Origin of the sequence: Streptococcus mitis (genome assembly GCF_902159415.1) — a bacterium.
Taxonomy (GTDB): Bacteria; Bacillota; Bacilli; order Lactobacillales; family Streptococcaceae; genus Streptococcus; species Streptococcus mitis_BG.
The window spans coordinates 403,188-416,609 of record NZ_CABGJU010000001.1 but is presented as its reverse complement, the minus strand read 5'-3'; the positions used below and the strand labels follow the sequence as shown (position 1 = coordinate 416,609).

General features: G+C 37.3%; 9 protein-coding genes. 1 reads left to right on the top strand and 8 read right to left on the bottom strand.

What is annotated here, in order from left to right:
* Positions 1-89 precede the first annotated feature (89 nt).
* From FN031_RS02085 to rexB, 7 genes are all read right to left on the bottom strand, one after another.
* Entirely contained in the window at positions 90-536 is a 447-nt protein-coding gene (locus FN031_RS02085; RefSeq protein WP_185928425.1) for a hypothetical protein, read from the bottom strand.
* A complete protein-coding gene (locus FN031_RS02080; protein ID WP_142557188.1) occupies positions 517-1,428 on the bottom strand; it encodes a phosphodiester glycosidase family protein in 912 nt (303 codons plus the stop codon). The genes FN031_RS02085 and FN031_RS02080 overlap by 20 nt, the downstream gene beginning before the upstream one ends.
* Positions 1,425-2,468, bottom strand: coding sequence for a bifunctional glycosyltransferase family 2/GtrA family protein (locus tag FN031_RS02075; protein ID WP_142557186.1), 1,044 nt, complete (start codon positions 2,466-2,468; stop codon positions 1,425-1,427). Before FN031_RS02075 ends, FN031_RS02080 begins: the two co-directional genes overlap by 4 nt.
* 238 nt (positions 2,469-2,706) lie before the next feature.
* On the bottom strand, positions 2,707-4,464 hold the full coding sequence (locus tag FN031_RS02070; protein WP_142557185.1) for an LPXTG cell wall anchor domain-containing protein: 1,758 nt from the start codon (positions 4,462-4,464) through the stop codon (positions 2,707-2,709).
* A 222-nt stretch (positions 4,465-4,686) separates the two neighbouring features.
* The gene (locus FN031_RS02065; RefSeq protein WP_006152239.1) at positions 4,687-5,184 is read right to left on the bottom strand and encodes a YkgJ family cysteine cluster protein; all 498 of its coding nucleotides are present in this window, start codon (positions 5,182-5,184) and stop codon (positions 4,687-4,689) included.
* Between the two features lie 90 nt (positions 5,185-5,274).
* Positions 5,275-8,925 carry a helicase-exonuclease AddAB subunit AddA gene (addA, locus tag FN031_RS02060; protein WP_142557183.1) on the bottom strand — a complete coding sequence of 1,217 codons (3,651 nt, stop codon included), beginning with the start codon at positions 8,923-8,925 and terminating at the stop codon, positions 5,275-5,277.
* Positions 8,922-12,173 (bottom strand): ATP-dependent nuclease subunit B, encoded by a 3,252-nt coding sequence (gene rexB, locus FN031_RS02055; protein ID WP_142557181.1) that lies wholly within the window; start codon positions 12,171-12,173, stop codon positions 8,922-8,924. Before rexB ends, addA begins: the two co-directional genes overlap by 4 nt.
* Positions 12,174-12,289: 116 nt before the next feature.
* Between rexB and FN031_RS02050 the strand changes: the two genes are divergently transcribed.
* Entirely contained in the window at positions 12,290-13,099 is an 810-nt protein-coding gene (locus tag FN031_RS02050; RefSeq protein WP_142557178.1) for a Cof-type HAD-IIB family hydrolase, read from the top strand.
* Positions 13,100-13,145: 46 nt separating this feature from the next.
* Here FN031_RS02050 and FN031_RS02045 read toward each other — a convergent pair whose 3' ends face one another.
* The gene (locus tag FN031_RS02045) at positions 13,146-13,406 is read right to left on the bottom strand and encodes a SemiSWEET family transporter (RefSeq protein ID WP_142557176.1); all 261 of its coding nucleotides are present in this window, start codon (positions 13,404-13,406) and stop codon (positions 13,146-13,148) included.
* Between the last annotated feature and the right edge of the window lie 16 nt (positions 13,407-13,422).

The window sequence follows — 13,422 nt, the reverse complement described above, 5'->3', positions numbered from 1 at the left end:
TAGAAACTTGTAATCTATTTAAAATATTTTAGAAACAATCGTAAAAAAACAGTCGTACATAAGCTGTACGACTATTTTTTTAATACTATTTATACCTTACCATAGACTTCTTTGTGATTGGTTTGAGTAACTCTTTTTGTATTTTTCAAAGGATTAGTTTGTATAAAAATGGAGAGAATAGCTAGTACTACAAAAACAATACCTACATACCAGTAAGGGGCATCAAGTGTAGTAGAACGACCAGATAGATTGACAATCCCACGGAATAGTGTCCCTGTTGTAATAATAGCTACAGTCGAATTCCATAAATTAAGGCTAATTCTGGAAAAATATGGAAGGACTTTGAGCAAGATTGCTAGTATTATACCACCGACCAGAGGTACGGTGAACAAGTAATGCATGTGAACTGATGTCTCTCCAAAACTGAATGCTTCGTAAATTCTAGAAAAAGCAAAGAAGAAAATCGTAATTAGTGTATAAGAGATGGCAGTTTTTTTAAAACGTTTTTTGTTAGGATTAATAACCGATGTAGACAATATCACTCACCGCCCTTTCTGAAATTTTGTTTCCTCCAGTCGTTGGTTTATTGATAACCTGACCGTTGAAGTAAAGTGTAGAGGATCCTCCACCATCAAGATTGTAGGCAGTTTTTGCACCATATGATTTCATGACCTCAGCAAGCTGGTACAAAGAGAGACCTTCACTTTCAGAAGTACGTCCGTCAGAAACAACAATAATGTAGTGGTTTTCGTCGATAATACCAATGGCTGTACGTGGATTCGAAGCCATAGCTTGTCCAACTTCTTGGTTTTTTCCTACTGCTATTTCACCATTTTCGACTAAGGCAGGACCAAAAGCTAAGAGATTAACAACTCCGTCTTTGACTAGTTGGTCTGCTGAAATCTGGTTCTCGTAAATAATCTTGAAAGAACCATCTTTATAAATGGCTAAATCACCATTATTAGAATTTTCACGGACAGTATCACGATAGACAACTCCATTACGAATAACATAACCCGAAGAGTTGGCACCGTAATAGTCGCCGTTAACTGCTAGAATCGCATCATTATCTGCAGCAGTGACAGATGTTTTAGCTGTTACGTTTGTTCCAAATGAGTTTTGAGCAAATGCTGTTTTTAGATATTCTGATGAACTTACTGTAACATCTGCAACATATACCTGGGTGTTATTCACCGTCTTTTCTGACAAATTGATAGAGATATTGTCGTCCTTATAACTTGAATCAGTTACTGTTGCTGTTTTAGCAGCTTGGCTTGCTGTGGCTGTATTTGTAGTAGTGCTAGGTGTTGCCACTGTTGAAATAGTTTCAGCTAATACAAAGGTTTTCAGCATAGAGTAACTAAAGGATCCTGTCAAGAGTAAACCGACAACCGAGGCATAAGCATATGGTTTCTTTAAAAATTTCATAGTACAGTAGATGTCCTTTCTTTAAAGATGAATTTCTTCTGAAAAGTCCATGAGACTATAAATAGAAGAATACCGACTATAATCTTAGAAATTAGGAGATTAATTCTAAATACAGTAAAGAATAGACGAATAAGCAGAGTATCTAACATAAAGAGTCCAACTGCTAAACCAAAGTATCCCATTCCTGTCTTAGCAAGGCTATCGTTGTTTTTAAAGACTAGTTTCTTATTTGTAGAGTAATTAAAAATTGAGCTGGTCACACGAGCTAGACCGTTAGCTAGGAAAATTCGGAAACTCGTCGGTACTGTTGGTAAAACCAAGATTGCAATAGCGTAGACAAGGTAGTCTACAACAAAACTACTGAGAGAAGACAAGGCGAATTTAAAAATATTTTTATAAATCATCAATCCATCTCGAATAGGACGGAAGTGTGAAGCCTCATTATCGTTGATATAAACTGTTTCAATAGGAACTTCTAAAATTTGATATTCTTTGCTTGCTTCAAGCAACATGTTCATTTCATATTCGTAACGATTTCCTTCTATTTTCAACATAAAAGGAATAAGATTTGTTGTAAAAGCACGAAGTCCTGTCTGAGTATCTGCTACTTCTACCCCAGTTTGAATCTTAAAAAGTGCTTTTGTTAAGCTATTTCCGAAACGGCTACGAAGGGGTACTTTACCTGTGAAGGCCCGCACACCCAAGATTAGCTTATTAGGATTTTCAGAAGCTTTGTTAGCCGTACGAAAAATATCCCAAATCTTATGCTGTCCATCTGCATCTGCCGTTACAACCGTTCCATAGCTATTTTGTTGTTGGATATAAGTAAAGGCCGTTTTAAGCGCTTGGCCTTTACCTTGGTTCACTTGGTGACGGAGTACCGTAGCATATTGTTCTACTTTATCAAAGATATTTTGACACTTTGATGAACTACCGTCGTCGATAACTAGAATACGAAAATCACTCTTTTCGTGGATTTTTTCGATGAGTTTGATCAGTTTATTATCAGGTTGATAAGCTGGAATTACTATATAGTTCATACCGGCACTCCTTTCTTAGTGATGGTATAACTATACAGAACATCGCTTAAAGATACCTTATATCAGTTTTCTTTAAGAAAAGGTTCAGAATAATTTAAGGTTTTGAAAAGATTGTAAATCGTTGTTTGTAATAAATATACATAACATCCTTAAAATGCTTAAACCTTCACTTAACAAATCATTCAAATAAAAAAGTCAGCCCCAAAGGGTTGACTCATGTTAAATCTTTGACTGAGACTCACTTATTATCGTGTTTCACTTTTAATAGTGAAATTCCAAAGAATCCCATTAGAATAGCTACGATTGTATAGAATAATTGAGAATTTGACTCACCTGTATTTGGTAGCTCTGTTTGGTCCGCTACAGATTTTGACTCTGCTTCTGTTGCCTTTTCGGAACTAGAAGTCTGTGTCTGTCCAGGTTCTGAACTTGAACCAGGAGTCGGTTCTACTGTGGTTGTTTTAAGCTCTACTGTCGTTGTTGTTGTTGGTTCTTCTGTCGTTGTTGTTGTCGGTTCTTCTGTCGTTGTTGTTGTTGACTCTACTGTCGTTGTTGTTGTCGGCTCTACTGTCGTCGTTGTTGTTGGTTCTTCTGTCGTTGTTAGGATTTCCTTTTCATATTCATAAGTAATATGAACTGTTCCATTTTTTAACGTTCCAGTTTCCGAATCAGAAGAAGTCGAGAGTCCAACAAGACGATATGTGATTCCATCAACCATTATTTTGTCAGGACGTTCAATGCTATTATCTCCGACTTTGTATGTAACCAACTCTCCAGTTGAATCATAAATAGGAAATTCAGAAATCTTGTTGTATGTTTCTTTTAATTTTTGGTTAGTACCTTTGATAAGATAATCTATAATTACATTACCTGTATATAAAGCCGATACATCTTGGTCAGCCATATCTTCTTTTTCAGATACATAATAAACTACTTTCTTGTTTGCTCTTAACGTAAATTTATCAACATAATTGAAAAAAGTTGATTTATCTATATTGGTATCTTCAGGAATCCTTGTCCAGTCACCATTATTTGGGGTGATGTAGGTAGTTGGATTTGAAACTGACTTTATAAGGTGACCATTCTTTACATGACTATCATCAATCAATGAAGGATCTCCTATACCACCAATGTCGTCACTATCCAAGTCGGCAGCAAAATAATGGTTAGAATATTCTTCTAAGTTTTGAGAGCCTGTTTCATAGCTATTAACACCACCTTCTTGACTAGCTTTCCAAACCATTCTAGCGTCAATTGCTAAGTATTTGATTTTTTTAGCTTCTTCCATTGGAACTGTGACTTCTACTTTGTAAGCTTGACTCTTATCAAAATTGGTAAACAAACCATAAGATTTAACTTTACCATCTGTCATATAACCATATTCGTAGTCGCTGGTATTGACTACGTAAGGTGTTTTTCCTGCCTCCAGTTCCTCAACGGTCGGCGTATTAAAGGTTTCGGGATCATAATTATCTGTATCATTAAAGCTAATCTCTGTCATTGGCTTATTGACATTGATAGGATTGCCCTTAGCATCTCGTGTACCAACAAGAGTGAATTGTACCGTAGCATTCTTAATCTTTGGAACACGAATCAAAAGATCATTTACTGTTTGTGTATGGTCACTAGTATGCATTCTCTGGTAAGCAACTATATAGCTATAAGCGACACTCTTCCCATCTTTACTTATAGTAGCATTCTGCCCCTCTACGTTAACATGGCCACCTTCAGAGATAACATTATCATTTAGTTTTGTTTCTACGTTATTTTCTTCGGTTACAGCAATAGATGATTCGAATGATCTGTTAGAGTCATCAATTTGGTTTGATGTAGAAGACTCTAGTTTTGAGATGCTACTATCACTATAACCCGAATTTTCTTGGATAGCAATAGTTTCTGTACTTATATTATCATTAGATTTAACAATGAATTGTGTATATGAACTCAATACAAAAATTGAAAATGATGTAAGCCCTAATTTTACTAATCTATTCATTTTAAAAGACTCCTGTTAAAAATACCAACTATAAAAACAAAATCACTTGTCTAAATAACTATAATCTATTATAAAAGAAAGTTAGTTAAAATGCAAGAAATTATACAATTTATATACTTTGGGAACGGTTTTTTTATAATTTTTTAAAAGTAACAGAGTCATAAGTATTTTTAATTAACTAACTTAAGCACCTTCGCTTATAATGGAACAGTATTTCTTCTTTTACTCTATTTTATCTCTTAATTTCTCGACAAAGAGATAGGCTGCGGGACAAGTTAAAGTATTTTTGATAGTCAGATTATTAATTTGATAAATCTTTTTACGGTCGGTATGTGGAAATTCTCTGCAAGCCTTGGGACGGACATCATAGATGGAACAGAGATTATCACCACCGAGAAATGGACATGGCATTGACTTAAAGATCTTATCACCGTCTTCATCTACCTGTAGAAATTCATCTTCGAAGGCTGGTAATTTCATTTTAAAGTACTTGGCAATGCGTGTGATATCTGCTTCTTTAAAGTCTGGTCCAAGGCTCTTGCAGCAGTTTGCACAGGCTGTACAGTCAATTTCTTCAAAAACCTCTTGATGGATTTCAAGTGCAATTTTATCTAAATTTTTAGGAGCTTTCTTTTTTAAATTTCCAAGAAATTTCCGATGTTCTTTTTGCTTCTGTAATGCTAATTGGTGGTAGTATTCGATATCGATTTCTTTTGACATAGATTCTTTTACATCCTTTTCTGAAACTAGTATACCATAACTGAAAATAAATAAAAACTACTGCCAAGAAAGGCAATAGTTTTTACAAGATTAGTTCACTTCGACTACCTCAACCAACTCTTTCCCAAGTAAAATCAAATATTTTTCAACTTTATTTATTTGGTAAGAACGAGACAAGGCTTCTACATAAAGTTCTAGTTGACCACGATAACGCTCAATCAGTTGACTAGCATGATCGTATCGGTCTGTCTTGTAGTCAAATAGAATAATCTTATCCTCATAGAGGAGATAACCATCTAAGATTCCACGGACAACAAAATCTTCCTGACTCTTATCATCTCGTTTTAACATTGAGAAAGGTTGTTCTCGATAAAGTTTATCTTGGTTTGCAAGAATCTCTTGACCAAGAGTTGTATCAAAGAAAGACAAGATTTTTTCTAGATTCACTTTATCTTTAACAGCTGAACTTGCTTGCACTTGTTCTAAAGCTTCTTCCAGAGTTTCTATACTTGGCTTCTGAGAAAGGTTGATTCGTTGCATAAGTTCATGGGTGGCACTACCAATCTCAGCTCCAGTAACTTTTTCAGTCTTAGAAAAATCTGGTAGTTCAAATTGAAGATTAGATTCTTTTGGTTTAGATTGACCAGCTACTACTACACCTTCCATATCCATGATTGGTTCATAAAACTTCTTAATCTGACTTGGGGTCTGAACACTCGGAAGATTAATCGCTGCACGGTGGATTTCATTATACACCTCCACTTCTTTCAGCATTTGTAAAGCTTCCTTAATGGTATCAGACTGACGGTTGCTTGCCTGAGAAAGATCTTGGAGCTGGCTTTTAGTTTCCAATTTACCGATAGCTTCTTCTATCAGTTGTTCTTCACCTTCAAATCGCACACTAAAGTGTAAGTCCTCTTTAGAAAAGGTCTGATAGATTGCCCAAATCCAGTCCTGGAAATTTTGAGCATCAAGTCTAGTTTCACGAGTCAAAAGACCTTTCCCATTTGTCGGGAATACTTTAGACTCCAACTTTTCACGAGATCCTTTTCCGACTAAATAGAGTTTTTTCTCAGCACGAGTCATGGCTACATAAAGTAAACGCATCAACTCAGAATAGCTTGCTAATTGGAGCTCTTCCTCATTTTGAGTATAAGTCAAGCTTGGGATGGATAACTTAATCGTTGATGGAAGATATTCCTCTTTTGCATTTGTAGCAACTCTAGCTACGTACTTAAGACCAAGGCCATTTTTACGACTTAGGATAACTTCAGACATGGAATCTTGCTTGTTAAATTGCTGATCAATATTGAGAATAAAGACATAAGGGAACTCAAGCCCCTTACTCTTATGAATACTCATAAGCTCCACAGCATCCTTAGGTGGAGCTACAGTAACACTGGCAAGGTCGTGCTTGGCTTCCAAGACTTGATCAATCATAGTTATGAAACGTGATAAGCCTTTAAAATTACTCTTTTCAAACTGGTCAGCTCGTAGTGCTAGGGCATAGAGGTTGGCCTGTCTAGCCTGACCATTTGGTAAAGCACCAACATAATCATAGTAAAAACGTTCGCTATAGATTTTCCAAATAAGTTCATAAAGCGAATGCGTTTTTGAGAACAAACGCCAAGCATTAACAGTTTCCAAGAAAAGGTTAAGCTTTTTATGGAGTTCAGGCTTAATTAAATCCTTTTGAATACTAGTTTTTGTTTGAGTATTGACTAGTTTTTCATAAAAATTCTCTTGAACCTTATCCTCAGAATTTTGTAGAGCTAGACGAGCCAATTCATCTTCATCAAAGCTAAACATCGGAGACTTCATGAGAGCTACTAAAGCAAAGTCTTGCAGAGGATTATGGATAACACGAAGAGTATCCAACATAACCTGCACTTCTAAAGATTGCAAATAATTGTTTAGAGCGCCATCAGTTTTAGCTGGTATCCCATATTCCGACAAAGCAAGTAAAACCTGGTCATTCCGGCTTCTGCTGGCAGTCAAGAGAGCAATGCCATTGAAAGGAACCCCTTTATCATTATGAAGATGCAATATCTCCTTAATGACCATTCGCATTTCACCAGTCAGTTTGTTGGACGAAAACTCTTCCTCTTCCTTAGAATCACTATCAACATTCTTATCATACAAGAGGACTTCTGCCTTGTTTTCTGGATCTGGGTGTAAATCAGTATTTCCGAAAACAAGTTGATGCATGCCGTCATAAGAAATCTCTCCAACTTCCTCATCCATGAGATGCTTAAAGACGTCGTTGGTAGCATTTAGTACTTCTGAACTACTACGGAAGTTTTCCTTGAGCAGGATTAACTGACCTTCTTCACTATCTTGAGCAAAACTATGGAATTTTTCATTGAAGATTTGGGGATCTGCCTGTCTAAAACGATAAATAGACTGCTTGATATCTCCCACCATAAAACGGTTATGTCCGTTAGAGAGGAGCTCCAACATTCTTTCCTGGATATGGTTGGTATCTTGGTACTCATCGACCATAACTTCGTGGAAACGTTCCTGATACTCTTGTCGCACCTGAGAGAAGTTTTCCAATATCTCAATGGTATAGTGGCTAATATCAGCAAATTCAAAGGCATTTTCTTCACGTTTACGCTTTCGATAAGCTGAAACAAAATCACTCATGAAGACTTGGAAAGTCTTTGCCAAGTCCCAAGACTCTTGATGATATTTTTCCTGGAATTTCAATAATGTTATTTTGTCATTTAGTGCAATTAGATTTTCAAACTTGTCTTTTCTCTCTTGGTTATATACTTCTTTTAGAACTTGGAGTTCAGTCTTACGACTAGCATTTGTAAGAGCACGGCCACCCTTTTCCTTAGAAATACCCACAACTCGCTCTAAAACTTCTTGGTATTGCTTAAAAGTTGATTCAGGCGTTAAAGCCCCAATTTCATCAAGAACTTGTTGGACAGATTCTAAGTAGGCCGCTTTTCCAAATTCCTTGGCATCATTCTCTAAATGATGACGGAAAAAGCTTTCTAAATCCCAGAGTTTTTCCTTTATATCTTCTGCTAGTTTTTCTTTGGCAATCGTAAAATCAGCCTGTTCGAAGCCTTTTAAGAAAGATTCCTCTAGCCAAACCTGAGGATTACTAGTGGATTGTAAGAACTCATAAATCATATAGACTTGTTTCCGCAATCCACGTGCATCCTTGCTTTTGCCTGCAAAGTTCTTGACCAGCTGACTAAACTTGGCTTGTTCCTGATTTTGGTAGTGTCTTTCGAAAACTTGCTGGAAGACTTCATTTTTTAAGAGGAGTTGCTCACTTTCATTCTGAAGAATGCGAAAGTTTGGAGCCAAATCAATAAGATAACCATGTTTAGCTAGGAAGTTCTGAGTAAAAGAGTCCATAGTTCCGATGGCAGCGTTGGGTAAATCAGCTAATTGTCTGCCGAGGTGTTTTTTTAATTCCAGATCTTGAGTCTCTTGGATTTGTTGGCTAATTTTCTTCTCCAAGCGTTCTTTTAACTCGGTTGCTGCCTTTACCGTAAAGGTTGAGATAAAGAGTTGGCGAATCTCAACACCACGCGCTAGTTGGTCAAGAATTCGTTCAGCCATGACAAAGGTTTTCCCTGAGCCAGCGGATGCTGAGACCAAAATATTTTGACCAGAACTGTAAATAGCTTGAATTTGCTCAGCAGTTTTCTTGGGGTTCTTGTCAGAATGAGCTTCTGCTATTTGCAATTTTTCAATCTCTTCTTGGGATAAAAATTTCATCGCTCTAACTCCTCTCTTATTTTATTAAACCACGCTTCCTTATCATTGCTCTTAGCCACCTTATCTAACAATCTAGCCTGACCTAGATGGTAATTAGCTTCAAAACCTGTAATCGCTTGATATTGTTGAACATATGGAGCAATACTTCTGCCGTCTTCTGTATAAGGATTGATTGAGAATCTACCAGATAAAATTTTCTCTGCTGCTTTCTTATAAATAAGGGCGTTATAGTCCAGCAATAACTGGAATTCCTCATCAGACAACTGATAGGTCTTGTTTTTATTATATAGTTCCCCAAGGTTCTTTATCTCTTTTTCGAGAAATAACCCTTGATATTTCATACTCTTAGTCGTTTCTGCTAAAGCCTTTGAAAGAGTTTTAACAGTTTGTAAGGACTGAACTGGCTCAGCCATCTCTAAATACATAGCACCAAAGAAGTCTGTATTCCCTTCTTTCTTAAGAGCAGCCAGATAGGTTGGTAATTGCGAGTTAAGGCCGTTATAAAAGAGAGGGAAGTTAAACTGAGTTAGAGATGATTTGTAATCTACAACACCAATAGCATCACTTGTCTTTAAGCGGTCGATACGGTCAACTTTACCACGGACATAGACATTTCTGCCGTTTTCTAACTGAACAAAAGCTTGTTCCTTACCACCAAAGACTGCCTCTTCCTGAATTGTTTCAATTTCAGAATTGTGACGAAGAATGTGCCCAGTTGCACGCGCAACGTCTAAAAGAACTTCCTTGGTTAATTGGGCTTCCAAACTTTCTTGATAAATGGCTTGAAACTCACGTTCTTGACTGGTTTCAGAAATTGCTTGTTCCAAGCGGCGATCAAAAGATGTATCAGCAGGAAGTTTCATAGCGCGTTCAAAAATACGATGCAAGAAATTCCCATGACTTCGTGCATCAGGTCGTAGACGCAACTCTTCTTGCAAGCCTAAGACATATCGAAGGAAATAACTGTATTCGTTTCGATAAAACTCTGTCAATCCAGAAGTTGATAGATAGAAATCTTGATCTTGAGGATACAAGGCTTCCAGAGTTTCAGTAGCTAAGGTCTTACTTTTCGGACTTGTCGGTAGGACAGGATTATCAAGACCTTGATCTTCTAATTTTCTCCCCATGACACGAGCTAGAACCTTAATAAAGGTTAAGTCCTGCTCACTTGTCTCCGACTCACCTTGCTGGTGATAAGCAACAAGACTAGACAACAGACTGTGATAAGAACCAATATCATCCTTTGTTATATTTCTTCGGTCGATTCTCTTTTCAGTCTTGGTAAAACCAAAATCCTGTAATTCTTTCAGATAAATCGACTCTTTACTCTCGTTTTCATTGAGCAAACTTGGCGCTGATAGGACCAATTGCTTCTTAGCAGAGTTTATCAAAGAAAGCATGGTATAGCGATTCTTCTTAAGATTTTCATGGCTATCAATCAATAATTGAGAACCTTCTTGAGTCGTTTGGTTCAGGACTTCTCTCTCTTCATCACTCAATAAACTCATGTTTTGGGTAATTTTAGGCAAGTGATCTTGAGTTAAGCCAAGTGCATAGATGTAATCAGAAGTCAAAGGTGCAATCAAATCATAACTTTGCACCAGAACCGTATCTACCGTTGCTGGGATTGTACGATAATTTGATAAGGACATCCCTGAATGAAGAAGAGCCAAGAAATCATCTAAAGTAACCTGGGACCCTTCAAAAACAGTCGCAAATTGCTCCATTACGTGGCAAAATGCTTTCCAGACCTCCTCTTGTCTTTCTTGCCCTGCTGCTTCCATGGTTTCAGATAAAGATTGTAATTGCTTGGTCACAGATGAATCCTTCAAAAAGTTGTTCCATTTTGTAAGGATATTTTTAGTCTTTTGCTTACGACTGGATAATAAAGTTTCTAGTGGATTTAGAACACGAACACGTAGCTTATTTAATTTTTTTAAATCAAATTTCCCATGATGATTTTTTGTAAATTCTTGTTTAAAGTTAGAAAGACCATCAATACCTAAATAGCGGATATATTGTTCAAAGCTATCGATTTCTTCCTGATCGAGATCGGTGTATAAGCCGGTTCGCAAGAGGTTTATTAAATCTTCCTGACGGAAATAGTACCGTTTGAGACGTCCCACAGATTCTACAAATTGAGTCAAAGGATGATGAGCCATTGACTCGCTTCTCCCTAGATAGAAAGGAATCTGATATTGATTAAAAATTGTCTGCAAGGACAGTTTATAAGACTCTACGTCTCCTAGTAAGATACGAAAATTTTTATAGCTTAGATTAGCTTCTTGGTGCAATTTCTGACGAATACTACGAGCAACAAGTTCCAGCTCTTCTTTTTGTGTCAGACAAGACCAGATTTGCAAGTCTTCTCTATCCTTATCATCCACATCGATGCTGATTTCAGAATAATCATAAGCACTTTCGAGAAGTCTTGAGGCTTTGGCAAAAGCATCAAGGTTCTCATGTTCTTGACAGGCATCTTCTGCCTTGGTCTGATATTTATAAGCTAAATGACGTAGAAACTCAACACTGGCTTGATAGAGATTTCCTTCACTAAAGGGGCTAGTATAGGCTTTCTTCGTCGCATAGACGCCAATCATAATCTCGACACCCTTGCGGTGAAGTAAATCCACTAGGTGTTCCTCTTCTGCAGAAAAACGGGTAAAACCATCAATAACTAGAGCAATCTTACTAAAATCACTACTTACCTTGTTTTCTTCGATAGCATCAATCAGATAGGATAATGGAATCCCTTGTGAAACTTGACCTTGATTTAAATACGCTGTTATCTTTTCAAAAATCAAGAGTAAATCAGAGCGTTTATCAGCATCTGTCAAACTTTCCAAGTCCAAAAAACTCATCTTTGCAGTTGTCATTTCGTGATAAATCTCAATTAGTTGCTGGATGAATTGAGGATCTTGCTTAATTGCCCCGTAAACACGTAAATCCTTCGGATCAATCTCGGACAGACACTTATAGAAAGCCATACCTAGCCCAATATCATCGAGACTAGACCTCTCAGGAATATCATTTAAGACCAGATAACGAGCCATTTGAGCGAAGCGCGTGACTGTGATAGCAAAAGAAGCCTGCTGATTCAAGCACTCCAGCACGGCGCGTTCCTTTTCAAAAGAAAGAGAGTTAGGGGCAATGTAAAAGACTCGTTTGCCTTGGGCTACTAGTCCTTGAGCCTCCTTGGTTAGGATTTCTGTCAAAGAAGTCCGAATATCGGTATACAGTAGTTTCATCTCAGCCTCGTTTGTTTTTTCATTACCTATTATTATACCATGATTTAACAGAAGATTCTGCCTCTTATTCCCAAAATATGCTATAATATAGGCAAAAGACGAGAAAGGGAAATACTATGATTAAACTACTTGCCCTTGATATGGACGGTACTCTACTTAACGAAGCCAAAGAAATCCCTCAAGCTCATATTGATGCTATTCATAAAGCTATCGACAAAGGTGTCAAACTGGTTCTCTGTACTGGTCGTCCTCTCTTTGGAGTTCTTCCCTACTATAAGAAACTTGGCCTTGATTTGGAAAATGAATACGTCATCGTTAATAATGGTTGTTCAACCCATCAAACCAGTGATTGGAGTCTTATTGACTGGCGCGAACTTAGCAAGTCAGACATTGAATACCTGAATGAGCTTGCTGAAAAGAGCGAGGTTCAGTTGACTCTCTTTGATGAGGAACACTACTTCGTTCTCGGAGGCAAACCAAATCCTATCATTCAATATGATGCCACACTTGTTTTTGCTGACCTGACTGAAATCTCACTGGAAGAAGCTACTAGTGGTAAATATCGCATGTTCCAGGGTATGTTCTTAGGCACAAAAGAGCAAACGGATGACTTTGAACAGCGATTTGCTGCAGAACTTTGTCAAAGATTTAGCGGTGTTCGTTCTCAACCAGTGATCTATGAAGCGATGCCACTTGGCACAACCAAGTCTTCTGCTCTTTCTCGTTTGGCTGAGATTTTGGATATCCAACCTTCTGAAATCATGGCTATGGGTGATGCAAATAACGACATTGAGATGCTCCAGTTTGCAGGGCTTGGTATTGCCATGGGAAATGCCAACGACCACGTCAAATCTCTTGCTGACGCCGTAACTTCCAGCAATGAGGAAGATGGTGTTGCACGCGCAATTGAGAAATATATTTTGTAGAATAAAAAAGCAACTACCAGTTCATTCTGATAGTTGCTTTTCATTTTTAGTATATAGAGGTCAATGCAGTGATAATTCCTAAAATAATCCCAGGGATATTTGCCACAACGATAGGGATGTCTCTCTTTTCTTTAAAGAAGCCATAATAACACCAGAGGCAACAGTTTAGAGCTGCAACTGCTGGTTGGATAAAGTTCCCTTTTTGACCAGCAAGGTTATTCATAATTTGAGGAATATAAGAGACATACATCATTACAGACATGAATGTTGCAATCCATCCCAATGTTTTCATTTGTTTTTCAGACATTTTCTACTCCTTTTAT